Source organism: Streptosporangium canum (assembly GCF_900113865.1).
GTDB classification, from domain to species: domain Bacteria; phylum Actinomycetota; class Actinomycetes; order Streptosporangiales; family Streptosporangiaceae; genus Streptosporangium; species Streptosporangium canum.
Map to the genome: position 1 here is coordinate 99,789 of NZ_FOQY01000014.1, position 22,609 is coordinate 122,397.

General features: G+C 69.4%; 23 protein-coding genes. 5 read left to right on the forward strand and 18 right to left on the reverse strand.

Going from position 1 to position 22,609, the window contains the following annotated elements; all coding sequences use genetic code 11:
• Positions 1 to 107 precede the first annotated feature (107 nt).
• The 6 genes from BM085_RS21590 to BM085_RS21615 all read right to left on the reverse strand — a co-directional run bounded on the left by BM085_RS21590 (position 108) and on the right by BM085_RS21615 (position 5,505).
• Positions 108 to 1,433: an NADH-quinone oxidoreductase subunit D gene (locus tag BM085_RS21590; RefSeq protein WP_093888760.1), complete on the reverse strand. Its 1,326-nt coding sequence runs from the start codon at positions 1,431 to 1,433 to the stop codon at positions 108 to 110.
• A 64-nt stretch (positions 1,434 to 1,497) separates the two neighbouring features.
• A complete protein-coding gene (locus tag BM085_RS21595) occupies positions 1,498 to 2,175 on the reverse strand; it encodes an NADH-quinone oxidoreductase subunit C (protein WP_093888761.1) in 678 nt (225 codons plus the stop codon).
• A 143-nt stretch (positions 2,176 to 2,318) separates the two neighbouring features.
• Complete coding sequence (locus tag BM085_RS21600) at positions 2,319 to 2,870, reverse strand: NuoB/complex I 20 kDa subunit family protein (RefSeq protein WP_086571426.1); 552 nt, start codon at positions 2,868 to 2,870, stop codon at positions 2,319 to 2,321.
• 2 nt (positions 2,871 to 2,872) lie between these two features.
• Positions 2,873 to 3,232, reverse strand: coding sequence for an NADH-quinone oxidoreductase subunit A (locus BM085_RS21605; RefSeq protein WP_031169666.1), 360 nt, complete (start codon positions 3,230 to 3,232; stop codon positions 2,873 to 2,875).
• A 120-nt stretch (positions 3,233 to 3,352) separates the two neighbouring features.
• Positions 3,353 to 4,612, reverse strand: coding sequence for a geranylgeranyl reductase family protein (locus BM085_RS21610; protein ID WP_043651207.1), 1,260 nt, complete (start codon positions 4,610 to 4,612; stop codon positions 3,353 to 3,355).
• A 167-nt stretch (positions 4,613 to 4,779) separates the two neighbouring features.
• The gene (locus BM085_RS21615) at positions 4,780 to 5,505 is read right to left on the reverse strand and encodes a demethylmenaquinone methyltransferase (RefSeq protein ID WP_031169662.1); all 726 of its coding nucleotides are present in this window, start codon (positions 5,503 to 5,505) and stop codon (positions 4,780 to 4,782) included.
• Positions 5,506 to 5,583: 78 nt separating this feature from the next.
• Here BM085_RS21615 and BM085_RS21620 point away from each other — a divergent pair, with 78 nt between their 5' ends.
• Positions 5,584 to 6,840: a hypothetical protein gene (locus tag BM085_RS21620; protein WP_093888762.1), complete on the forward strand. Its 1,257-nt coding sequence runs from the start codon at positions 5,584 to 5,586 to the stop codon at positions 6,838 to 6,840.
• Here the strand turns inward: BM085_RS21620 and BM085_RS21625 are convergent, their stop codons facing one another.
• Positions 6,841 to 7,038: a DUF4229 domain-containing protein gene (locus BM085_RS21625; RefSeq protein ID WP_031169657.1), complete on the reverse strand. Its 198-nt coding sequence runs from the start codon at positions 7,036 to 7,038 to the stop codon at positions 6,841 to 6,843.
• 261 nt (positions 7,039 to 7,299) lie between these two features.
• On the opposite strand from BM085_RS21625, the gene BM085_RS21630 reads away from it, so the two are divergent.
• A complete protein-coding gene (locus tag BM085_RS21630; RefSeq protein ID WP_012887349.1) occupies positions 7,300 to 7,539 on the forward strand; it encodes a BldC family transcriptional regulator in 240 nt (79 codons plus the stop codon).
• A 141-nt stretch (positions 7,540 to 7,680) separates the two neighbouring features.
• On the opposite strand, the gene BM085_RS21635 is transcribed toward BM085_RS21630, so the two are convergent.
• The gene (locus BM085_RS21635) at positions 7,681 to 7,920 is read right to left on the reverse strand and encodes a hypothetical protein (protein WP_093888763.1); all 240 of its coding nucleotides are present in this window, start codon (positions 7,918 to 7,920) and stop codon (positions 7,681 to 7,683) included.
• Positions 7,921 to 7,930: 10 nt separating this feature from the next.
• Entirely contained in the window at positions 7,931 to 8,767 is an 837-nt protein-coding gene (locus BM085_RS21640) for a hypothetical protein (RefSeq protein ID WP_093888764.1), read from the reverse strand.
• 112 nt (positions 8,768 to 8,879) lie between these two features.
• Here BM085_RS21640 and BM085_RS21645 point away from each other — a divergent pair, with 112 nt between their 5' ends.
• Entirely contained in the window at positions 8,880 to 9,179 is a 300-nt protein-coding gene (locus tag BM085_RS21645; RefSeq protein WP_386445983.1) for a PLD nuclease N-terminal domain-containing protein, read from the forward strand.
• Between the two features lie 91 nt (positions 9,180 to 9,270).
• On the opposite strand, the gene ccsB is transcribed toward BM085_RS21645, so the two are convergent.
• The 9 genes from ccsB to BM085_RS21695 all read right to left on the reverse strand — a co-directional run bounded on the left by ccsB (position 9,271) and on the right by BM085_RS21695 (position 19,959).
• Positions 9,271 to 10,233, reverse strand: a complete 963-nt coding sequence (gene ccsB / locus BM085_RS21650) for a c-type cytochrome biogenesis protein CcsB (RefSeq protein WP_093888766.1) — start codon at positions 10,231 to 10,233, stop codon at positions 9,271 to 9,273.
• A complete protein-coding gene (gene resB / locus BM085_RS21655; RefSeq protein WP_245789509.1) occupies positions 10,223 to 11,806 on the reverse strand; it encodes a cytochrome c biogenesis protein ResB in 1,584 nt (527 codons plus the stop codon). Before resB ends, ccsB begins: the two co-directional genes overlap by 11 nt.
• 83 nt (positions 11,807 to 11,889) lie before the next feature.
• A complete protein-coding gene (locus BM085_RS21660; protein WP_031169645.1) occupies positions 11,890 to 12,624 on the reverse strand; it encodes a cytochrome c biogenesis CcdA family protein in 735 nt (244 codons plus the stop codon).
• Between the two features lie 23 nt (positions 12,625 to 12,647).
• A complete protein-coding gene (locus tag BM085_RS21665) occupies positions 12,648 to 13,217 on the reverse strand; it encodes a TlpA family protein disulfide reductase (protein ID WP_031169643.1) in 570 nt (189 codons plus the stop codon).
• Between the two features lie 56 nt (positions 13,218 to 13,273).
• On the reverse strand, positions 13,274 to 13,912 hold the full coding sequence (locus tag BM085_RS21670) for a histidine phosphatase family protein (protein WP_012887341.1): 639 nt from the start codon (positions 13,910 to 13,912) through the stop codon (positions 13,274 to 13,276).
• A gap of 260 nt (positions 13,913 to 14,172) precedes the next feature.
• Entirely contained in the window at positions 14,173 to 15,135 is a 963-nt protein-coding gene (locus tag BM085_RS21675) for a LysR family transcriptional regulator (RefSeq protein WP_093888768.1), read from the reverse strand.
• A gap of 1,610 nt (positions 15,136 to 16,745) precedes the next feature.
• The gene (locus tag BM085_RS21685) at positions 16,746 to 18,260 is read right to left on the reverse strand and encodes a carboxyl transferase domain-containing protein (protein WP_093888769.1); all 1,515 of its coding nucleotides are present in this window, start codon (positions 18,258 to 18,260) and stop codon (positions 16,746 to 16,748) included.
• Between the two features lie 43 nt (positions 18,261 to 18,303).
• A complete protein-coding gene (locus tag BM085_RS21690) occupies positions 18,304 to 19,467 on the reverse strand; it encodes a CaiB/BaiF CoA transferase family protein (RefSeq protein ID WP_093888770.1) in 1,164 nt (387 codons plus the stop codon).
• 24 nt (positions 19,468 to 19,491) lie between these two features.
• A complete protein-coding gene (locus tag BM085_RS21695) occupies positions 19,492 to 19,959 on the reverse strand; it encodes a cupin domain-containing protein (protein ID WP_012887335.1) in 468 nt (155 codons plus the stop codon).
• A 284-nt stretch (positions 19,960 to 20,243) separates the two neighbouring features.
• Between BM085_RS21695 and BM085_RS21700 the strand changes: the two genes are divergently transcribed.
• Positions 20,244 to 21,707, forward strand: coding sequence for a purine-cytosine permease family protein (locus tag BM085_RS21700; protein WP_093888772.1), 1,464 nt, complete (start codon positions 20,244 to 20,246; stop codon positions 21,705 to 21,707).
• A gap of 67 nt (positions 21,708 to 21,774) precedes the next feature.
• Positions 21,775 to 22,506, forward strand: coding sequence for a GntR family transcriptional regulator (locus BM085_RS21705; protein ID WP_177245202.1), 732 nt, complete (start codon positions 21,775 to 21,777; stop codon positions 22,504 to 22,506).
• Positions 22,507 to 22,609: the final 103 nt, after the last annotated feature.

Consider the following 22,609-nt stretch of genomic DNA (forward strand, 5'->3'; position numbering starts at 1 on the left):
ACTCGTCGGCTCGCCGCCAGTGTCAACGGTCGCGCTCCCCTCCTCATTCGCTACGCGGACGGCCTCGTCCCTCGGCCGGCCACTGCGCTCACTCGTCGGCTCGCCGCTCACCGGTCCACACCTCCCATGACGGGGTCGATCGAAGCCACTGCCGAGATGACGTCGGCGACCATGCCGCCCTCACACGTCGCCGGCATGGCCTGCAGGTTCGTGAAGGACGGGTCGCGGAAGTGCACGCGGTAGGGCCGGGTGCCGCCGTCGCTGACCACGTGGGCGCCGAGCTCGCCGCGGGGCGACTCGACCGAGGCGAAGGCCTGCCCCGCCGGGACCCGGAAGCCCTCGGTCACCAGCTTGAAGTGGTGGATCAGCGCTTCCATCGAGCCGCTCATGATGTGCGCGATGTGGTCGGGCGAGTTGCCGAGACCGTCGGGGCCCAGCGCGAGCTGCGCGGGCCAGCCGATCTTCTTGTCGTCCACCATCACGCGGTCGCCCTTGAGCGGGCCGGACAGGCGGTCCAGAGCCTGCTCAATGATCTTGAGCGACTCCTCCATCTCGGCCACGCGCACGAGGTAGCGGCCGTAGACGTCGGCGGTCTTCTCGGTCGGGACGTCGAACTCGTAGGTCTCGTAGCCGCAGTAGGGCTGCGACTTGCGCAGGTCCCAGGGCAGGCCCGCGGCCCGCAGCATCGGCCCGGTGACACCCAGCGCCATGCAGCCGGTGAGGTCGAGGTAGGCGACGTCCTTGGTGCGGGCCAGGTAGACCGGGTTCGCGTCGAGCAACTTGCGCATGTCCTTGATGCGCCCCGGCATGACCTTGAGCAGCTCGCCGACCTTGTCCACGGCGCCGGCCGGGAGGTCGACGGAGACGCCGCCGGGCCGGACGTAGGCCATGTTCATCCGCAGGCCGGTGATGTACTCCATCACGTCGAGCACCATCTCGCGCTCGCGGAACCCGAAGAGCATCGGCGTGGTCGCGCCCAGCTCCATGCCGAAGGTGCCGAGGGCCACCATGTGCGAGGAGATGCGGGTGAGCTCCATCATCATCACCCGGATGGCCTGGGCCCGCTCAGGGACCCGGTCGGTGATGCCGAGCAGCTTCTCCACGCCCAGGCAGTAGGCGGTCTCGTTGAAGATCGGCGCGAGGTAGTCCATGCGGGTGACGAACGTGGTCCCCTGGGTCCACGTCCGGAACTCCATGTTCTTCTCGATACCGGTGTGCAGGTAGCCGATGACCGTGCGGGCCTCGGTGACCGTCTCACCGTCGAGGTTCAGGACCAGGCGGAGCACGCCGTGCGTGGACGGGTGCTGCGGGCCCATGTTGATGACGAGCTGCTCGTCCTGCTGGCCCGTGAGGGTCTCGACCAGCTCCGTCCAGTCGTTGCCGGAGACGGTGTAGACCTTGCCCTCGGTGGCCTCCTCGTACGGAGCGCTCACGAGTCCCCCTCCGTCGGCTCCGTGCGCATGCCGCTCTGCTTGCCGGCTCGCTCGCCGCGCTCGCTCACTTGTACGACCTCCTCTGGTCCGGCGAGGGAATCTCGGCACCGCGGTACTCGACCGGGATGCCACCCAGCGGATAGTCCTTGCGCTGGGGGTGACCGTCCCAGTCGTCGGGCATCATGATGCGGGTCAGCGCCGGGTGGCCGTCGAAGACGATCCCGAAGAAGTCCCAGGTCTCCCGCTCGTGCCAGTCGTGGGTCGGGTAGACCGAGACGGTGGAGGGGATGTGCGGGTCGGCGTCGGGGCAGGACACCTCAAGGCGCAGCCGCCTGTTGTGCGTGATCGAGCACAGGTGGATCACCGCGCGCAGCTCCTCCCCCTCGAGATGGGGGTAGTGCACGCCGGAGACGCCGAGCGAGAGCTCGAAGCGGAGTGCGGCGTCGTCGCGCAGGAGCCTGACGACCTCCAGCAGCCTCTCGCGCTTGACGTGGAAGGTCAGCTCGCCGCGGTCCACGACGACGCGCTCGACGGCGTCGCCGAGGTCGCCGCCCAGGGCGCGCTCCAGCTCGTCGGCGACGGTGTCGAAGTAGCCGCCGTAGGGGCGGGGGGTGGACAGCTGAGCCTGGCGCCGTACGACCAGGCCGCCGTAACCGGAGGTGTCGCCGGAGCCCGAGGCGCCGAACATGCCCAGATGGGCGATCGGCTCCTCCGGGACCTCGGGGAGATTGTCCGTGCTCATCAGTCGCTCACCGCTCCTCGTTCGCTACGCGGACCACTCGTGCCTCGTGGGCCACTGCGCTCACTACGTCGGGCTCGCTCCAGCTCATCAGTCGCTCACCGCTCGTACTCCATGGCGCACCGCGTCGGGCTCGCTCCACCTGCTCATTTGACGGTTCCCTGGTCGATCAGCGGCAGCGTCCGCAGCGCCTGCAGTTCGAGCTCGTCGATCTGCTTGGCGCGATGCGCGCCGAACTTCGTGTTCTGGATCTTGTCGTGCAGCTTCACGATCGCGTCGATGAGCATCTCGGGCCGCGGCGGGCAGCCGGGCAGGTAGATGTCGACGGGGACGACGTGGTCCACGCCCTGCACGATGGCGTAGTTGTTGAACATGCCGCCGCTGGAGGCGCAGACGCCCATGGCGATGACCCACTTGGGCTCGGCCATCTGGTCGTAGATCTGGCGCAGCACCGGGGCCATCTTCTGGGACAGCCGGCCCGCCACGATCATCAGGTCGGCCTGGCGCGGAGACGCCGAAGCGCGCTCCATGCCGAAGCGCGCCAGGTCGTGCTTGGGACCGCCGGTGGCCATCAGCTCGATGGCACAGCAGGCGAGACCGAAGGTCGCCGGCCACACGGAGTTCTTGCGCGCCCAGCCGGCCACCTGCTCGACCGTGCTGAGCATGAACCCGCTCGGAAGTTTCTCTTCAAGTCCCATATCTAGTCCCAGTCCAGACCCTTGCGGCGCCACACGTACGCGTAGGCCACGAGCACGGTGACGATGAACAGCACCATCTCGACCAACCCGAACATCCCGAGCTGGTCGAACGCGACCGCCCACGGGTAGAGGAAGATGATCTCGATGTCGAAGACGATGAACAGCATCGCGGTGATCATGTACTTCAGCGGAAAGCGGCCGCCGCCGACCGGCTGGGGCGTCGGCTCGATGCCGCACTCGTAGGCGTCGAGTTTCGCGCGGTTCCAGCGCCTGGGACCGGTGAAGGGCGCGATCGTCACTGAGAAGATCGCGAATCCCGCCGCGAGAACGGCGAGCACCAGGATGGGTGCATACAGCTCCATCGCTACGCCTCCTCTCCCATCTCCACGCGCGCCGGCGCGCAGCTCATCATGTTGTTTTGTTGTGCAAGTTTATGCAGGGGGGTCATCGCTCTGTTCCACGTGCGGAGGCGGCTGCTGTGGTCATGCCGGTGGCGCGACCTTCGACAGAGCATTGATGATGCGGTCTGACGCGTCGCCTCGCCGGTCGGTGAGATTAGCAAGGAGCTTGAGCGCGAACCGCATCAGGTGGGGGTGGGGCAGCGCGTGGCGCGTGAAGAAGTCCATCACGCCGCGGTGCCCGATGAGCTCCACGAAGCCCCGGCCCAGGGTGAAGTAGCCGCCGTAGGCGTCCTTCAACGTCTGAGGATAGGCGCGCAGCACGCGCTCGCGCTGGGCGGGGGTCGTCCTCGCCAGCGCCTGGACGATGGTCTCGGCCGCGATCTGGCCGGTCTCCATCGCGTAGGCGATGCCCTCCCCGTTGAACGGGTTGATCATCCCGCCCGCGTCGCCGACCAGCACCAGGCCCCGCGTGTAGTGCGGCTGGCGGTTGAAGGCCATCGGCAGCGCCGCCCCCCTGATGGGGGTGGTCATGTTCTCCTCGACGTAGCCCCACTCCGGGGGCATGTTCTTGACCCAGCGCCTGAGCAGGTCGCGGTAGTCCATGCCCTTGAAGGACTCGGAGGTGTTCAGCAGCCCGAGGCCCACGTTGGACGTGCCGTCGCCGACGCCGAAGATCCAGCCGTAGCCGGGCAGCAGGGTGTCGCCGTCCCACAGCTCCAGCCAGGTCTCCAGGTAGTCGTCGTCGTGGCGCGGACTCTCGAAATAGGTCCGTACGGCGACGCCCATCGGGCGGTCCTCGCGCTTGTGCAGCCCCATCGCCAGGGAGATCCGGGTGGAGTTGCCGTCGGCGGCGACCACCAGGCGGGACCGGTAGGAGACCTCCTCGCCGTCCTTCTTCGCGACCACGCCCACGATGTGGCCGCTGCGGTCGTCGAGGATCGGGGCGGTGACGTTGACCCCCTGCAGCAGGCGGACGCCGCCGCGCACCGCGTTGGCGGCGAGGATCTCGTCGAAGTCCTGCCGGGTGCGGACCAGCCCGAAGTCCGGGTAGCTGGACAGCTCGGGCCAGTCGAGCTCGAAACGGAGCCCGCCGCCGACCACCCGCAGGCCCTTGTTCCTGACCCAGCCGGGGGCGTCGATGTCGATCCCCATGGCGATGAGCTGCTTGACGGCCCGGGGCGTCAGCCCGTCGCCGCACACCTTCTCGCGGGGGAATGTGGTCTTCTCGAGCAGCAGGACGTCGAGCCCGGCCTGTGCGAGATGGAAAGCGGTTGTCGAACCGGCGGGCCCGGCGCCGACGACGATTACGTCGGCGTCAGCCTCAGCGACATTCCGCTGCATGGCGGCTGGCACGGTCACGGGACCTGTCCTGTCCTACAAGCTTTGACGGCCTCGGGGTGAGGGGCCCTTCGTTCCTTTGTGAAGGTCTTCACAAACTTGTCGGCCCGAAGTCTAACCCCTTTGCGAGGCGAAGTGTCAGTCGGGTACGGCTATCGCCGACGAATCTTCTATGCGGGCTTATATGCACGGTGAAGCGCCACGATACCCAGCGCGAGGTTGCGCCAGGCGACCCGCTCCCAGCCCGCACCCTGGATGATCTTCGCCAGCGCCGCCTGGTCCGGCCACTCCCTGATCGACTCCGCCAGGTACTCGTAGGAGTCGTCGTTGGAGCCGAACAACTTGGCGGCCTGCGGCATCAGCTTCATGAGGTACTGGGTGTAGACGAGGTCGAAGGACTTGACCGTAGGGTGGGAGAACTCAAGGATCACCAGCCGCGCCCCCGGCTTGGCCACCCGGAACATCTCGCGCAGCGCCTGGCCGGTGTCCTGGACGTTCCGCAGCGCGGTGGAGATGGTCACCGCGTCGAAGGACTCGTCGGCGAAGGGCAGCCTCAGCGCGTCACCGGCGACGAAGGTGACGCCCCGCACCCCTCCGCCGGAGAGGCCCGAGCCGCCGCGCCGCCGCACGCCGGTGCGGAGCATGCCGAGCGAGAAGTCCGAGGCGATCGCGCGGGCTCCCAGCGCGGTGAAGGTGTCGGTGGAGGTGCCGGTGCCCGCGCCCAGGTCGAGGACCAGCTCGCCGGGGCCCGCGTCGACGGCCGCCGCGGTCGCCTTGCGCCACAGCCGGACCTGGCCGAGGGAGATCACGTCATTGACCAGGTCGTAGCGCCGGGCCGTGCGATCGAACATCGCGGCGACCTCATGCGGTTGCTTGTCCAGCGAAGCGCGCGTCATGAGGACAAGCCTAGGCCCGCCCGGACAATCCACGGAAAGTAGCCGCTTAATTACCGAGAGTCTGCTAGAAATTGCCGAATGTTTGCCAGAACCACTTCCGTTTCCGTACTGGCCGCCGTCTTGACGCTGTTCCCCACCGGGGTCGCCGCCGCCGGCACCACGGAGCACAGCAAGGTCGTCTCGGCCGACCCGGTGAACACCACCCCGCACGTGCTCGACGGGATCGTCAACGCCATCGCCCTGGTGGGCGGCACGGTGGTGGTCGGCGGCTCGTTCGGCCGGGTCCGCGACGCCGGGAGCACGCAGACCCTGGAACGCGACAACATCTTCGCCTACGACCTGGCCACCGGGCGGGTCCTGCCCGGTTTCGCCCCCTACCTCGACCGTCCGGTCCACGCCCTGGCCGCGGGCGCCGGCGGCACCGTCTACGCGGGCGGCGAGTTCGCGGTGGCCGGCGACGCGCGGACCCGGGGCCTGGCCCTTCTGCGCCTGTCCGACGGCGCACCGGTGACCGGCTTCGACGCCCAGGTCTACGGGGGCACGGTCACCAGCCTGGCCCGGGGCGGCTCCCGCCTCTACGTGGGCGGCGACTTCACCGGGGTGGGCCGCGTCTTCCGCGTGGCCCTCGCCCGGCTGGACGCCGCCACCGGCGCCGTGGACCCGGACTTCGCCGTACGGCCGGGCACGCCCCGCGGCGGCCGGACCAAGGTGCAGTCGATCTCCCTCAGCGGGGACCGGCTGGCCGTCGACGGCAACTTCACCACCCTCGACGGGCTGTCGCGGCCCCAGCTCGGCCTGATCGACGTCGGCACGCTGCCCGCCAGGGTCGCCGACTGGCGGACCGACGCCTACGCCGGCAGATGCCTGGACGTCTTCCCCAGCTACGTGCGGGGCCTGGACTTCGCCCCCGACGGCAGCTACTTCGCGGTCGTCACGACCGGCGGCCCCGCGGGGGCCGGGAAGATGTGCGACACCGCCGCGCGCTTCGAGACCTACACGCGGGGCGAGGTGAGGGCGACATGGGTCAACCACACCGGCGGCGACTCGCTCTACTCGGTGGCGGTCACCGGGGCGGCCGTCTACGTGGGCGGCCACCAGCGCTGGCTGGACAACCCCCTCGGCCGCGATTCGGCCGGCCCGGGAGCCGTGCAGCGGCCCGGCATCGGAGCGATCCATCCGCGGACCGGGAAGGCCTTGAAGTGGAATCCGACTAGAGAGCGCGGAATCGGCGTCAAGGCATTCCTGGCCCATCGGGGCGGGCTACTGGTTGGTAGCGACACAACGCGGCTTGGTCACGAGTACCATGCCCGAGTCGGCATGTTCCCGTTGCCGTGATCACTCCCGATTCTTAGAGATTCGCTCACTCACCGCGTCGCGCTGCTTGGACAGCAGGACGTAACTGGCCACACCGCTGACCAGGAATGCGGCGACCAGAAGGATCAATGGCTGACGTAGGCCGAGGAGATAGAGCACACCGAGGGTCACGGCCAGCAGACCTAGCCGGGACGCGGTGTAAACGAAGACGGGATGCACAGCGTCGAGGTTACGTCACTCTGTCCGTATGAGCGCGAGATGAAGACGTAGCGGACGCTCTTCGCACCGAGCACGAGCACTGCTAGTCTGCCCAACAGATCAGTTTCGTAAAGAAACAACCACGAGAGTCCCAAAGAGGCTCTATCATATAACAATCGGGCAGTCAGTCGATAACAACCCGTGATCTTTGATGAAAAGCACGGATAAATCAGGCTTCGCTCGGCACACTGGTTACCTGTCCGCCCGCTGGCAGGAAGCGGGATGCGAGGGGGAGAGATTGTGGAGAGTAGCAGCGAGCGTCTGCTGACGCCTGGAGAGGTTGCCGCCCTCTTCCGGGTCGACCCAAAGACGGTTACACGCTGGGCCGCGGCAGGCCGTATCAGCAGCATCCGTACCCCCGGAGGGCACCGGCGTTTCCGCGAGTCGGAAGTGCACGCCCTTCTGCGTGGAGAGGACGTACTGACGGCCGAACGGCCGGCAGGCGAGTCCCCGCGCGTCTGACGACTTATGACGTCACACCACCGGTGATCCTGCGCGCCTTACCCGGAAGCCGCAGGGTCACCGTGGAGTCGTACAAGGTCGCCGCGCTCCGCGCCGTGACCGGTGACCTTCCCCCGTGACCGAGTCACCCCGCCCCGAGCGCTAGCTGTCCTGTTCGGCCTTGAAGGCCAGGAACTCCCGCTCCAGCTCGTCGTTCTCCTCAAGCCAGCGCCGCCGCCGCCGTGCCGACTCCTCCTCGGTGAGCGCCTCGGGCAGCCAGCGGTCGTAGTCCGGATCCCCCGGTGAGAGCTCCACGTACGCGTTGCCGATCAGACGCCCGTCATCGCTGGACAGGCTCTGCGGCACCCGCAGAGTCCCGTCAGCGAGCCGGATGACGTACATCCCAGATCACCTAGATTCCGTAGCGCCGGTTGAAGAACAACATGACATTGAGCGCCATCCGCGTGTCGCCGCCGAGCATGTCCACCAGGGCGGGGCGCTGCCGGGACGCGATGGCGGCGAAGGCGTCGGCGAAGAACTCCCTGCGGCCCAGGTCCCCCGCCTGCCGGTGGAACCCCGAGGCCAGCACGGGAACGCACTGGGCGTAGAGGGCGGCGAACTCCGGGGAGTCCGAGACCCAGTCCCCGTGGGGCGCGTCCACGTCGTCCAGCGCGTGTCCGACCTCGTGCATCATCACGTCCGGGGTGGGCGAGGGGCGGTCGCCCACCACGATCTTGCGATCGCCGTACGCTCCGGCGCAGATGTCCCAGGTGGCCCGGCCGGAGGGCAGCGGCGCGCCGCGCAGGTAGCCCATGTCGTCCAGGTCGGGCACCCCGCCCGCGCCGACGTAGATCCCCTTGAGGCCGTCGGCCAGTTTGGCCTTCAGCACGTCCGGCAGCCTGGCGAGGCTCTCCACCGCCCGCACGACCTCGGGCGACGGCGGCCCCTGCCAGGAGTCCCACTGGCGGTGCAGGATGCGCTCAAGACGGCCGCAGTGCCGCAGGCCGTCACCCATGTCGGGGACGTCCGGAGCGTTGGGCTGGGCCCGGGGACGCTCGTCCTCCAGCTCGAAGTCACGCCATGTGTACTGCGGGCGGTCCACCACCGGCGCCGTCACGGCCCCTGCCCGCCGCTCGGGGCTCGGCGGGACCTCACGCGGAGCTTCCCTGACGGCACTCTCCGTGCGCTGGGACGGGCCCCGCTGCCACCAGCGCCGTCGATGACGGCCCTTGTCCGCTGAATTCGCCATCACGCCCCCAGGGGAAGTGGCAACCGGTCCCACCGTACGACGTGGATCTTCGTCCGTCACCCGGAACAGGGGCCTTGCCGCACCCCGGCTCCCAATGGCTTACAGTTCGGGCATGCCCCTGCTTGTCGCGCTGGCACTGCTCGCCTTCTGGCTCTACTGCTTGTTCGACGCCATCACGACGCCGGACGAGGAGGCCCGAAACCTGCCCAAACTCCTGTGGGTGATCATCATCGTGCTGCTGCCGCCTGTGGGCGGCCTGTTCTGGCTGCTGCTCGGCCGTCCCATCGGCCCGCACGCGCCCCGCACGCTCCAGCCCAAGGACAGGCCGGCACGGCCCGAGGCCCCGAAGGGCCCCGACGACGACCCCGACTTCCTCAAGGATCTCGACCGGCGGCTGCGCGACGAGGAATAGGCACCGACGCTCCGGGGCGGCGCGTACGGCGGGCCCGCCGCGCCGGAGCGGACCGGCTGCCGGGCCCCGGTCGCGGCCTCCGGCGCCGCGATCAGCCCGGCACCTCCGCGTAGGAGTGCAGGCCGCCGAGGAAGATGTTCACCCCGACCAGGTTGAACAGCAGGCAGGCGAAGGCGATGAGCTGCACGATCATGGCGGCCTTGCCCTTGAAGCCCGCGGTGGCCCGGGCGTGCAGGTAGGCGGCGTAGGCGATCCAGGTGATGAAGGCCCAGACCTCCTTGGGGTCCCAGCCCCAGTAGCGGCCCCAGGCCTTGTCGGCCCAGAGCGCGCCGGCGATGACGGCGAAGGTCCAGATCGGGAAGGCGATCACGATGGCCCGGTGCGCGACCCGGTCCAGGTCCGCCAGAGACGGCAGGCGGACCGAGGTGTCCTTCCTGATCAGGTAGAGGACGCCGGAGACGCCGGCCATGATGAACAGGCCGCTGGCGATGATCGCCGCCGAGACGTGGATCGCCACCCAGTAGGAGTTGAGCGCGGGCACCACCGGGCCGGCCTGCACCTGCAGATACCGGACGGAGAAGCCCAGCCCGAGGGTGGCGGCGACCATGACGAACGCGCCGAGGAAGCGGATCCGGTAGCGGAGGTTCATGAACAGGAACGCGCTCACCGCCGCGAAGCACATCGCGACCACGAACTCGTACATGTTGCCCCACGGCCAGCGGCCGACGGCCAGGCCCCGGGTGAGGATGGAGCCGAGGTTCGCGGCCCAGCCGAGCCAGGACAGCCCGACCGCGACCGGGCCGGCCCACATCGCCCAGGCGGGCGGCGCCTTCACCGCGGGGGCGGAGCTCTCCTCCGAGGCGGGCGGGGCGGCGGCCGTACCACCGCCGACCGTGACGAGCGCGGGTTCGGCGACCGCCCTGGCCTTGACCTTTGACCGGCCGAAGCCGAGATCGAGGGCGTAGCCGATCATTGCGAAGACGTAGAGCAGCACCGTCGCCAAGATGAGCTGATCACTCAACAGGGCGAGGCCGGCGTCGACCTCAGCGGGCATCCTTCACTCCTGGATTCAGAACAGAGACGATCTCGGCGAACTCCTCGCTGAAATCGCTGCCTTCGGTGCGCGTGAGACCGCCCACCTCGACGTGTTTACGGTCGTGCTCGTGACCGGACCCGCCGGACGCCTCCGCCGGCGCGTCCTTCACCCGTACCCACACCCTGCGGCGTCGAACGGTCAGGGAGAGCACCAGACCGAGGACGGCCAGCGTGGAGGCCACGAACGCGGGCATCCGGCCCGGGTCGTAGGCGATCTGGAGGGCGATCCACTCCTTGACACCGGTGAACTCGATGGAGCCCGTGCCGCCGGGCAGGTCGAGCTTCTTGCCCACGGCCAGCGGTTCGGCCTTCATGACCAGCGGCTTCATCTTCTTCAGACTCGCCGGGTCGAGCTCGTAGACCGACTGCGGCCGGCCGTTCTTCAACCCCAGGTCGCCGGCGAACGCGCCGTAGACCTGGGCCGTGGGGTTGGCCGCGCCGGGGAAGACCGACACCCAGTCGCCGTTCAGCGGCACGGTGGTCGGCCGGAAGGCCACGAGGAGGCCGAGCTGTTCCGGCTGGGCGTCCGGCACCTTGATCACGCACTCGGAGGTGAAGTTCGCCGGCTGGGCGACCAGGCACGGCACCGGGCCGTCGAAGGCGACCTGCCCCTTGCCATCCGTGATCTTGAAGGTGGGCGCGTACCCGTGGTCGATCAGGTAGGTCTGCGTGCCGTTGACCTCCAGCGGGTCGTTGACCTTGAGGGCGTAGTCGCGCTCCGGCGCCCCGGGGGCGTCGGTGACCTTGAGCTTCGCCTCGAAGTCCAGCGGCTGTCCCCGCCGCTCCCCACTGGCGATGTAGGTGGCCTGGAAGTCGTCGAGGGCGAAGGAGAAGGGCTCCAGCGACTCGGCGCTCACCTGCTGGCCGGGCATGTAGCGGTCGTAGGCCGCGACCGTGTTGGCGAAGCCCTCGCCCTCCACGACCAGCACGTTGCCGCGGTAGCCGTACAGCGTGCCCATCCCGACCGCCACCAGCAGTCCCAGCAGCGCGACGTGGAAGACCAGGTTGCCGGTCTCGCGCAGGTAGCCCTTCTCGCCGGCGACCCAGTCCGGGCCGGTGGTCACCCGGAACCGCCTGGCCCGCAGCCGCGCGGCCGCCGTCTCGACGGTCAGGTCACTCTCGAACGAGGCGTGCTGGGGCAGCCGGACCAGGTTGCGCGGCGGCGCGGGCGGCTTTTTGCGCAGCTCGCGCAGGTGGGCCTTGGTGCGCGGGAGCACGCAACCGATCAGCGACAGGAACAGCAGAAGGTAGATGGCCGCGAACCACGGCGCCTTGAACACGTCGAACAGCCAGAACCGGTCCAGCCACTCGGCGAGCTGCGGGCTGTCGTCGAAGTACCGCACGACCATGGCGTCGGAGACGCCGCGCTGCGGCCAGATCGATCCCGGGATCGAGGCCAGCGCGAACAGGAACAGCAGGATCAGCGCAGTCTTCATCGAGGTGAGCGTGCGCCAGAACCAGCGCGCCCACCCCACGGGGCCGAGCTTCGCGGGCCCGGCCTCGGGCTTCTTCTCGGTCAGAGTCGTGTTCACGCTCGCGCTCACTCGGCTGCTCGTTGAGTCGGGACTGCTTCCGCCCGCCATCCGTTCCCCGGCGGTCTGCTCGACTTCCTCCATCAGATCACCGGCTCGAATCCGCCGATCCATCCCTGCATCGTCACGATGAGCTCCCCCCAGAGCCCGGTGACGAGCAGCAGGCCGACCGCGACCAGCATGCCCCCGCCCACCCTGGTGATCAGCTGCGAGTGGCGGCGGACCGCCTTGAAGGTGTGCAGTGCCTTGCGGTAGGCCAGCCCGGCCGCCAGGAACGGCAGGCCGAGACCGAGGGCGTAGACGAAGGCGAGCAGCGCGCCGCGCCCGGCGCTGCCCTCGGTGAGGCCGAGGGTGAGGACGACCCCGAGGGTGGGGCCGATGCAGGGGGTCCAGCCGAGGCCGAACACCACGCCGAGCAGCGGCGCGCCGGCGAGGCCGGCGGCCGGGAGCCGGTGGATGCGGAAGTCGCGCTGGAGGCCCGGGATGACCCCCATGAAGGCCAGCCCCAGGACGACGGTGAGCGCGCCCAGCACCCGCGTGATGACGTCGGCGTTGCCGAGCAGCGCCGCGCCGAGCCCGCCGAAGAGCGCCCCGCCCGCCACGAACACCGCGGCGAAGCCGAGGACGAACAGCGCGATGCCCATGACCATGCGTCCCCGTTTGGGGTCGGCGCTCATCCCGGTCACGTACGACAGATAGCCGGGGACCAGCGGCAGCACGCACGGCGACAGGAAGGACACCAGGCCGGCCGCCAACGCGATCGGCAGCGCCAGGGCGAGCGACCCGCTCGCCACCGTGCTCGCCAGATCAGCGCTCATCGCGCCTCCACCGCCGCTCCGTGTTACCTCTCATCGCCGACCTTGTTGATCGCGTTGAGGAGATCGTTGTACTTGACCGCGCCGAGCGCCCGGGCCGCGATCCGGCCCTGCCGGTCGATGATCAGCGTCGAGGGGATGGCCGCCGGGGGGACCGTGCCCTGGAAGGAGAGCGCGACCTTGCCCGGCTGGTCGAAGATGCTCGGGTAGCCGGACTGCTGGGTGCGTTCGAAGGCGATCGCGTCGGCCTTGCGGTCCTTGAAGTCGATGCCGAGGAACTCCACGCCACCCGCCTTGGTCTTGGCCGCGATGTCCTTGAGCACCGGGGCCTCGGCCCGGCAGGGCGCGCACCAGGAGGCCCAGAAGTTCAGCACCACGACCTTGCCCTTGTGCGTGGCGAGCGTCGCGGAGCCGCCGTCCAGGGTCTCTCCCTCGACCGCGGGGGCGGGCTTGCGGTCGGCGGCCTCGAACACAGTGATCTTGCCATCGCCGGCCACGAAGCGGGTGTCTCCGGTCTGCGGCTGGTTCCCCTGGTTACCGGCGCATCCGGCCACGGTCAGGAGCAGCACGGCAGCGGCGAAGGATTGTGCGCGCATCAGAGGCAGGGTCTCCCTGTACTACAACCGGTAGAGCAGTCACTCTACCGGCGGGGTCACGCGCCCGGCACAGTGGGGCGCTTGACGAGCGCACCTGCGGGTTCGCTGTACCCCACGCTGATCAGCCGGTCTCCCTCGAAGGAGAAACTGGTGAGGCTGGCCAGGCCGCACTGCCTGCGGCGGGGGTCGTGCGGGAGCCGCCTGCGCTCGGCCGCGAGCCGGATGATCCAGATCGGGAGCTGATGGCTGACCATGATCGCCTCGTGGCCGCGCGCCGCCTCACGGGCGGTGTCGATCGCGCCCTTCATCCGCTGGACCACGTCGGTGTAGCGCTCGCCCCAGGAGGGACGGAGCGGGTTCCACAGGTGGCGGTAGTGGCGCGGGCTGCGGAAGACCCCGTCACCGTTGCCGACCGGGACGCCCTCGAAGATGTTCTCCGCCTCGATGAGCCGGTCGTCGACCGTGACCTCCAGGCCGAAGGCCGCGGCGAGCGGGGCCGCGGTCTCCCGCGCCCGCTCCAGCGGGGAGGAGAACAGGGCGACAACGTCACGTCCGGCGACCGACTTGGCGACCGTCTCGGCCATCTGCCTGCCGGTCTCCGAGAGGTGGTATCCCGGCAGCCTGCCGTAAAGGACGTTAGCGGGGTTGTGCACCTCACCGTGGCGCAGGAGGTGAACGACGGTGGTCTCAGCCATGGTGCCGCAAGCCTACCGACTGGTACGGGTGAATAGCGCGTATAGATGGACGGTTCTGGCCGTGCCGGAGGGGCGCGATCAGGGTCGTAGCCGATCACATCCGGGGTCCGCGTTCGAAGGGCCGCTTCCTGCGGCGGTTCGCGCCGGTCCTCGCCCTGGCACCGACGGCACTGACCGCCCGCCGCCGGAGCCTGATCGCGCCGGTACGGCCGCCGCCGTCATCGGCGACGGCGACGATGTGGTGGTGGCGGTGATCGCCCTCAGCCGGTGGCCCGCTCCTCGACCGACGCGGCCGGCTCAGCGGACTCGACCGGCTCGGCCGGCCGGTGGGAGAGCGAGACGGCCCTGAGCGCCTCGACCGCGGCCCTGATCGCCGGACGCCGGGCGGCGTCGCTCCGCCAGAGCGCGTAGATCTTGCGGATCGGGCGCGGCAGGATCGGGACGACCCGCACCCCGGCGGGAATGTGGTCACGGCCGAGGCGGGGGATGATCGCGCACCCCTGCCCGGCCGCGACGAGGGCGAGTTGGGTCGGATACTCATCCGCCATGCAGGCGATGTCGGGCTCCAGCCCGGCCGAGCGCAGCGTGTAGACCAGCCAGTCGTGGCAGATCGTGCCGGGCGAGGAGCTGATCCAGCGCTCTCCGGACAGCTCGGCGAGCTCGATCTCGGACCGGGTGGCCAGCGGATGGGTCTCGGGCAGGACCACGTCGGCGATGTCGTCGAAAAGCATCGCGCGCGACAGCCCCTCGGGGATGGCCATCGGCCGGTTCATCCAGTCCTGAACCACCGCGAGGTCGAGCTCGCCCCTGGCCGCCTCGCGGATCTGCCGTTCGGGATCCCGTTCGATGAGCTGGAGCCGGAGGTCGGGATGGCGTTCCCGCAGATGAACCAGCGCTCCGGGCAGCAGCCCCCGGGCCGCCGTGGGGAAGGCCCCGATGCTCAACCGCCCCACGACCTCTCCGCGCAGTGCCTCGAAGTCGGCCTCGGCGGTCTCCACCAGCGCGAGGATGCGCTCGGCGTGGTCGGCGAGCAACCCGGCCGCGTCGGTCAGCCGCACCCCGCGCCCGTTGCGCTCCAGCAGCGTCGCGCCGGTCTCCCGCTCCAGCTTGGCGAGCTGCTGCGACACCGCGGACGGGGTCACCATGAGCGCGTCGGCCGCCGCGCCGACCGACCCGTAGACGGATACGGCGTGCAGGGCCTTGAGACGGTTGAGATCCAACATGTAAGCAACTCTAAACGACGCCGGTAAGAAAGTCTCGCTTGTGCTGAATTATCAGTGCAAATAAGGATAAGGAGATGCGAACCTGACATCTCTTCCTGGCCGTCGGCCTCGCCGCCGTCTGGGGCTTCAACGCTGAAGCGGGCCGGGAGGCCTCGTTCCGCGCCTAGGTTCGCGGCAGACGGGAGGGTTTTGCGGGGGTTCGCGCTGCGGGGGTTCGCGCTGCGGGGGTTCGCGCTGCGGGGGTTCGCGCTGCGGGGGTTCGCGCTGCGGGGGGTGGGTGGTCCGGCCGGCCGTCGTTGGTTTCGGTCTGGGGGATTCAGGCCTTCGGCCTGGCGGGCGTGGTGGTTTCGGTCCTTTTATACGCCGGCCGGACCACCCACCCCCCTCCGCGCCACCGTGCCGGCCGTACGGCCTGGCCGCCGCAGTCGCTCCCTTTCCGGCCGCCCAGCCTCTTCTGGGTAGCTGAAGCGATCCACTGAGGTCTGTGCAGAGCAGGTCGCCGTAGCTGAAGCGTCGCTGTCGAAAGGAGCGCAGGGCTGAGGTGGAAGGCTGTGCCCCCTTGAACAGCCTCACCCACCCGTGGGGCACCAGCTTCGGTGAGGCGGCCGATGCCCACCCCTGATCCTGGTGCTCGTTCCTCGCCGGTTGAACCAGGGCCTGTTGACATCCTCCCCACGGCTGAAGCCCGGGGTCTCCTGGGGAGTTGCCGATGAGGGACCACGCCCCCTGAGGCGGCGCCGAGCCTGAGGGGAGTGGCGAGCCTGAGGGTGGCGGGCCTGAGGGGAGTGGCGGGCCTGAGGGTGACGAGCCTGAGGGTGGCGGGCCTGACCGTCCCGCCGTGGGACCCGATGACGTGCTCCCAAGCCGTCGCCGACGGCCGCTACGGTGTTCGCGTGACCACGGATGACGACCTTGGTTCACTGCCGACCGTGAAGCGGGCGTCGGATACCGGACGGCGCCGAAGCCGCCTTGGTGGTTGAGCCCTGCTCAAGGATGAGGTGGGTGGGCATCGGCGGTCTCACCGAAGCTGGTGCCCCACGGGCGGGAAGGCCCTTCCCCGCCGGGCGCAGCCTCTTCCGACCCAGCCCTGCGCTCCTTTCGACAGCGACGCTTCAGCTACGGCGACCGGCCCGAACGGACCCCAACGGATCGCTTCAGCCTCCCCGAGCACACCGAACAGCGAGAAAGAGAGCGACTACGGCGGCCAGGCCGTACGGCCGGCACGGTGGCGCGGAGGGGGGTGGGTGGTCCGGCCGGCGTATAAAAGGACCGAAACCACCACGCCCGCCAGGCCGAAGGCCTGAATCCCCCAGACCGAAACCAACGACGGCCGGCCGGACCACCCACCCCCCGCAGCGCGAACCCCGCAAAACCCCCGCAGCGCGAACCCCCGCAAAACCCCTCACAGCGCGAACCTGCAAAGCCCCACAGCACGAACCCCGCAAAACCCCCGCAGCGCGAACCTCCGCAAAACCCCTCACAGCGCGAACCTGCAAAGCCCCACAGCACGAACCCCGCAAAACCCCGCAGCACGAACCCCTGCAAAACCCACCGCAGCGCGAACCCCGGCCCTCGAACCTCCCCTAGCCGCTCTCACGGCACCCCCAAGGTCACCCGATCCGGCGGTACCGTCCGCGGCGCGCGGCGATCCGTTCCGCGGGGTCGCGCCGGGCAAGCGCGACGAGCTCCTCTTCGATGACCACGCCCATGCGCGCGAGGAACACCTCCGGTTCGTCGGCGGCGTCCGGGAGTTCCGCGACGATCCGGTCGACGACACCGTTTCTCAGCAGATCGGTGGAGCGCACCCCCTGCCGCTGGGCGATCTCCGCCGCCCGGTCGGTCGTCCGGTACAGGATCGCGGAGGCCCCTTCGGGGGGAAGCGGGGAGAGCCAGGCGTGCTGTGCCGCGATGACGCGATCGGCAGGCAGCAGGGCGAGCGCTCCGCCGCCGACTCCTTCCCCCATCAGGAGACACACGGTCGGCGAGGGAAGGATCACGAGGTCCGCCAGGCAGCGTGCGATCTCGCCGGCCAGCCCGCCCTCCTCGGCCTCCCGGGACAGTGCGGCACCGCCCGTGTCGATGATGGTCACCAGGGGCAACCCCAGCTCGGCTGCCAGGTGCATGCCGCGGCGAGCCGCTCGGAGCCCCGCCGGGCCGAGAGCGGGATGACCGTCCGGCAGGTCCCGGTCATGACCGAGGACCACGCAGGGGGCGGTCCCGAAGCGGGCGAGGGCGAGCAGCAGGGCCGGGTCTCGTTCGCCCGAGGCGGTCCCGCTCAGCGGGGTGACGTCACTGGCCGCCCGGGCGAGCAGGGCTCGCACCCCCGGGCGGTCGGCGCGCCGGGACCTGCCGATCGACTCGGCGGCGGGGAGACTGCCGACCGGTGCGGTGACCGATCCGCTGGAGGCGCCGTGCACGGGAAGACCGGCCGCCGGAAGCTCCCGCGGCGCGTGCAGGACGTTCAGGACGCGTGCCACCGTCTCGGCGAGCCGGGACGGCGGGAACACCGCGTCCAGCAGGCCGTGCGCGAAGAGGTTCTCCGCGGTTTGCACGCCGTCGGGAAACGGCGCGCCGTGTATGGCCTCGTAGACGCGGGGTCCCAGGAAGCCGACGAGCGCGCCGGGCTCGGCGGCCGACACGTGGCCGAGCGATCCCCAGGAGGCCAGTACGCCGCCGGTGGTGGGGTGCCGGAGGTAGACGAGGTAGGGCAGTCCCGCCTTCCGGTGGTCGGCGATCGCCGCCGTCACCTTCACCATCTGGACGAAGGCCAGGGTGCCCTCCTGCATCCGTGTGCCGCCCGACGAAGGCGACGCGAGGAGGGCTAGCCCTTCACGGGTGGCGCGCTCGACCGCTCGTACGAGCCGCTCGCCGGCCTCGACCCCGATGGATCCGCCGAGGAAGGCGAACTCGCATGTCATGACCGCGACCCGGTGTCCGCCGATCGTGCCCTCTCCCGTGACGACGGCCTCGTCCAGGTTGGTGCGTTCCCGGGCGCGGGCCAGATCGGCGCGGTAGGCGGGGTCGGCGGGTACGGAGGAGACGGGTTCGTCCCAGCTCCGCCAGGATCCGGGATCCACGACGGCCTCGATGAGGGAGACGGAGCCGAGTCCCGCCTGGACGGTCATGGGCGCCGATCCGTGACCGCGGGCGTGTGTACCAGCACTGATGTCATGTCTCCAACCAAGCCAGGATCGTGTCGGTGTGCTCGCCCAGGGTCGGTGGCGGCAGGTGCCCGTCCCGCCCCCCGGCGTACGGGGCGTCGTCAAGTCGCAGCGGCGGCCCCGGCAGGGTCACCACGCCGAGCGTGGGGTGCTCGACGTCGATGAGCAGCCCCTGCGACCGGGTTTGCGGCCACTCGTACACCTCGTCGAGGGTGCGGACCCTGCCCGCGGGGATCCCCGCCCGGTCGAGCCGTGCCAGCCACACCTCGGCGGGTTCGGCGGCGAAGGCGGCTTCGATCGTGTCGATCAGCTGCCGCCGGTGGGCGACGCGGTCGCCGTTGACCGCGAATCGCGGGTCGGCCGGATCCAGCCCGACGAGCGGCGCGAACGCCCGCCACAGGCCGTCGCTGCCGACCGCCACCTGGATGGGCGCGTCCGCGGTGTGGAACAGGCCGTACGGGCAGATGGACGGGTGGTGGTTGCCGGTCGGCCGCGGCACCTCACCGGCCACCGTCCACCGGGTGCCCTGGAAGGCGTGGACCCCCACGATCGCCGCGAGCAGGCTGGTGCGCACCACTCGGCCCCTGCCCGTGCGCGCGCGTTCGTGCAGCGCCGAGACCACGCCGTACGCGCCGTACATGCCGGCCAGAAGGTCGCCGATCGGGACGCCCACCCTCGTCGGTTCCTCGGCCGACGGGCCGGTCAGCGTCATGAGCCCGGCCTCGCCCTGGGCGATCTGGTCGTAGCCCGCCCGGCCGCCTTCGGGCCCGTCGTGCCCGAAGCCGCTGATCGACAGGATCACGAGTGCGGGATTGAGCTCGTGCAGGCGCTCGGTGGAGAAGCCCAGGCGGGCCAGCACGCCGGGACGGAAGTTCTCCACCAGCACGTCGGCCCGTCCGACGAGCCGGCCGAGCACGTCACGCCCCGTCTCGGACTTGAGGTCCAGCGCGATTGATTCCTTGTTGCGGTTGCAGGACAGGAAGTAGGTCGATTCGCGCCGGCCCTCAGGCCCCACGAAAGGAGGGCCCCAGCTTCGGGTGTCATCGCCGGAGCCGGGCTGCTCCACCTTGATGACCCGCGCTCCCATGTCTCCGAGCATCATGGCCGCGTGCGGGCCCGCGAGTGCTCTGGACAGGTCGAGGACGACCACGTCGGACAGCGGTCCGGTCATGTGTGTCACCTTGGGATCCGCCGATCAGGCGCGCCTGAGTCTCTCGTGCAGCGCCGGGCCGACGAGCTTGGCCTCGTACTTGGCGTAGATGGCCTCGATCTCCTCCTGACCGGCGCCTTCGGGCAGCTCGTCGAACTCGCCGAAGAGCTCCTCGTACCCACCGGGGGTCATGATGTTGATGACCCGCACCGGCCCCTGGTCCTCGCGCAGGTTGTCGAAGGTGTGGGGAAGGCCGGGCGGGACCGTCGCGAAGTCCCCCGGCTCCAGGTCGTACACCTCCTCGCCCATCTGGATGGTGAGCACGCCGCTGAGGATGTAGAAGGTGTCCTCCTGCCGCTCGTGGACGTGGAGCTTCGGGCCGGTGTGGAACTCGAGATCCATGATCATGAAGTCGATCCGGCCTTCCGTGTCACGGCCACCGACCTTGAAGAGCGCCGGGCCGGTCTCGTAGGCCTTGCCTTCGGATCCCCGGACAACTATCCCTCGCAGCATCGCATCCTCCTGTGCTCTGTCCGCCGTCCCGTGTGACGTCGTTACGCCACACATCGAACGGCTTGGTCCTTCGTATTACCTTGAACCACTATTCTCCCCGCTCCAGATTTCTGTCAAGGCCGAAAAGGGCCGATTTGGCGCTTGATCACGTCGCTGAGCGGGATGTTCTCCAGGAAACAGTGCGTGAACGACTCTTGACGCACAGGTTCGCCTCCCCTACACAATGGAATACGTATGACAAAGCTCACCCTGATTTCAAGATCGAGCGGTGGAGAGGTGGCGTAATGAGTGCCGGAGACAACGAACGGCGAGAACTCGAGGAAGCCCTGCACGTCGACGAGATCGGCATCAGGCCCGTACCGCCCGAAGGACGGGACGCCACGGCGCTGCAGCAGTTCTGGATATGGGCGGGCGCGAACCTCGCACCGATCAGCTGGATCGTCGGGACCGTGGGCATAGCACTGGGGCTGAGCCTGCTCGAGACCATCCTCATCGCCGTCATCGGACAGGCCGTCGGCGCCCTCATCTTCGGCCTGTTCGCGCTGATGGGACACCGCACCGGCGTCAACCAGATGGTCCTCGCGCGGGCGACGTTCGGACGCCGCGGCGCCTATCTGCCCGCGCTGCTGCAGACGCTCATGGCCACGGGATGGATCGGCATCAACACCTACGTCGTGCTGGACCTCTGTCTTGGCATCGCCCACCAGATGGGCCTGCAGCCCAGTGACACCGTCAAGTACGGGCTGGCGGTCGCGATCATGATCGTCCAGGTCGTCATCGGCGTCCTGGGCTTCTACGCGATCCGCACGTTCGAGAAGTACACCGTCCCGGTCGTGGCCGTGGTCATGGTGGTCATGACCGTGGTGGTGCTGACCAGGCTCGAGGACATCAGCTGGACCGAATCGTCGCTGGCCGGCGGCGAGCGGTTCACCGCCGCCACCCAGCTGCTGACCGCGGTCGGCGTCGGATGGGGGATGGGGTGGATCACGTGGGCCTCGGACTACAGCAGGTTCACCCGGCCCGGCGTCTCCCCCAAGCGCCTGTACGCCGCCTCGGCGATGGGCATCTTCACCCCCCTGGCCTGGCTGTCGGTTCTCGGAGCGCTCTCCGGTACGGCCTCGCAGGCGGGCGATCCGGCCGAGATCGTCGCCTCCCTCTTCGGCATCATGACCGTTCCCGTCCTGTTCGTGATCCTGCACGGCCCGGTGGGCACCAACATCGTGAACATCTACACCGCCTCGCTCGGACTTCTCTCGCTCGACATGAAGCTCAAGCGCACCACCGCCAGCCTGCTCACCGGTGTGATCGGTTTCCTGCCGCTGTTCGTCTTCATCGAGTCCGAGAGCTTCGCCGCCGGTTTCACCAACTTCATGTCGTCGGTGGTCATATGGCTCAGCCCCTGGGCCGGTGTGACGCTGGTCGACTGGTACGTCGTACGCAGGCGGCAGGTGGACTGCGACGGGCTCTACGCCGACCCGCGCACCTCCCGGTACGGCGACGTCAACATGCGAGCGGTCTCGGCGTTCCTCGCCGGCCTCGCCTCCGCCTGGGCGTTCCAGTACGGTGCCGTCGAAGCCTTCCAGGGCCCCGTCGCCCGCGCGATGGGGAACGTGGATCTCTCCTGGGCGGCCGGCATGGGCGTCAGCGCCGTCCTCTACTTCCTGCTGACACGGGGGCGGGCGGGCGCCGCGGCGGCACCCCCTGCCCGCCAGGTCGGATCGGCGGGCGAAAACGTGGTGTCTTCGTGAGGGCGTCCATCCAACATGTAACGTATATCGTAGGACGAAGACAGAGTGCCAACTCAGAGAAGGCAGCGTGGCCATTCAGCCGTTCAACAAGGCACCTCTCGTGGATCAGGTGCGGGGCACCATCCTCAAGGCCATCCTCGACAAGCAGTTCGTCGACAAACTGCCCAACGAAGACGATCTGGCCGGCATGCTCAACGTGAGCCGCACGACGGTCCGCGGCGCGCTGGCGAGCCTGGAGCGGGAAGGGATCATCACCCGGCGCCGCGCGCTGGGCACGACGATCAACCAGCATGTCCATCCCTCCGCGCTGGCCCTGCAACGGCTGGTCGGCTTCACGGACCTGCTGCGGGAGAAGGGGCACGACGTCCATGTCGAGGCGGATCGCTCCAGGGTGGAGCGGCTGCCGCAGGACGTGGTCGCGGCCTTCGGCGACAGCCTCCCCGACGGGGAGACGTTCCTCACCGACACCCGCTTCTACGCCGACGGGCACCTGGCGATCTGCATCCGCGACGCGGTTCCGTGGTCCCTGCTCCAAGACCCCTCCGGCCTGCCCCAGCAGGGCCCGCCCACGCAGTTCGATTTCGCGCGCGCCTATCTGGTCGAGCCCATCGACCACGCGGTCGTCGAGATCCTGGCCACGGTGAGCCGGAGCGGCGAGACACGGCTGCAGGTGCCCGAGGGTGAGGCGTTCACCCGGCTCCTGGAACGCCACTACACACGTGAAGGCCGCATGATGGCCGTGTCGCTCGTCGACGTCGACAACGGTTACGTGGTGTTCGAGGTCGTCCGCCGGATGTGAGCGGTTTCGACGGCCCACCATGCGACCCAGCATGTGAGGAGCGGTCCGCGTCGGTGACGCGGGCCGCTCCTTTTTTCACGCCGCACGTCTGACTCTCCCGTCG

What these genes read in the sequence shown, in the direction of transcription:
- BM085_RS21595 (WP_093888761.1), bottom strand. Translation starts at nt 2,175, where the DNA reads ATGAGCACGGACAATCTCCCCGAGGTCCCGGAGGAGCCGATCGCCCAT.
- BM085_RS21600 (WP_086571426.1), bottom strand. Translation starts at nt 2,870, where the DNA reads ATGGGACTTGAAGAGAAACTTCCGAGCGGGTTCATGCTCAGCACGGTC.
- BM085_RS21605 (WP_031169666.1), bottom strand. Translation starts at nt 3,232, where the DNA reads ATGGAGCTGTATGCACCCATCCTGGTGCTCGCCGTTCTCGCGGCGGGA.
- BM085_RS21610 (WP_043651207.1), bottom strand. Translation starts at nt 4,612, where the DNA reads ATGCAGCGGAATGTCGCTGAGGCTGACGCCGACGTAATCGTCGTCGGC.
- BM085_RS21615 (WP_031169662.1), bottom strand. Translation starts at nt 5,505, where the DNA reads ATGACGCGCGCTTCGCTGGACAAGCAACCGCATGAGGTCGCCGCGATG.
- BM085_RS21620 (WP_093888762.1), top strand. Translation starts at nt 5,584, where the DNA reads ATGTTTGCCAGAACCACTTCCGTTTCCGTACTGGCCGCCGTCTTGACG.
- BM085_RS21630 (WP_012887349.1), top strand. Translation starts at nt 7,300, where the DNA reads ATGCGAGGGGGAGAGATTGTGGAGAGTAGCAGCGAGCGTCTGCTGACG.
- BM085_RS21635 (WP_093888763.1), bottom strand. Translation starts at nt 7,920, where the DNA reads ATGTACGTCATCCGGCTCGCTGACGGGACTCTGCGGGTGCCGCAGAGC.
- BM085_RS21640 (WP_093888764.1), bottom strand. Translation starts at nt 8,767, where the DNA reads ATGGCGAATTCAGCGGACAAGGGCCGTCATCGACGGCGCTGGTGGCAG.
- BM085_RS21645 (WP_386445983.1), top strand. Translation starts at nt 8,880, where the DNA reads ATGCCCCTGCTTGTCGCGCTGGCACTGCTCGCCTTCTGGCTCTACTGC.
- ccsB (WP_093888766.1), bottom strand. Translation starts at nt 10,233, where the DNA reads ATGCCCGCTGAGGTCGACGCCGGCCTCGCCCTGTTGAGTGATCAGCTC.
- BM085_RS21660 (WP_031169645.1), bottom strand. Translation starts at nt 12,624, where the DNA reads ATGAGCGCTGATCTGGCGAGCACGGTGGCGAGCGGGTCGCTCGCCCTG.
- BM085_RS21665 (WP_031169643.1), bottom strand. Translation starts at nt 13,217, where the DNA reads ATGCGCGCACAATCCTTCGCCGCTGCCGTGCTGCTCCTGACCGTGGCC.
- BM085_RS21670 (WP_012887341.1), bottom strand. Translation starts at nt 13,912, where the DNA reads ATGGCTGAGACCACCGTCGTTCACCTCCTGCGCCACGGTGAGGTGCAC.
- BM085_RS21675 (WP_093888768.1), bottom strand. Translation starts at nt 15,135, where the DNA reads ATGTTGGATCTCAACCGTCTCAAGGCCCTGCACGCCGTATCCGTCTAC.
- BM085_RS21685 (WP_093888769.1), bottom strand. Translation starts at nt 18,260, where the DNA reads ATGACCGTCCAGGCGGGACTCGGCTCCGTCTCCCTCATCGAGGCCGTC.
- BM085_RS21690 (WP_093888770.1), bottom strand. Translation starts at nt 19,467, where the DNA reads ATGACCGGACCGCTGTCCGACGTGGTCGTCCTCGACCTGTCCAGAGCA.
- BM085_RS21695 (WP_012887335.1), bottom strand. Translation starts at nt 19,959, where the DNA reads ATGCTGCGAGGGATAGTTGTCCGGGGATCCGAAGGCAAGGCCTACGAG.
- BM085_RS21700 (WP_093888772.1), top strand. Translation starts at nt 20,244, where the DNA reads ATGAGTGCCGGAGACAACGAACGGCGAGAACTCGAGGAAGCCCTGCAC.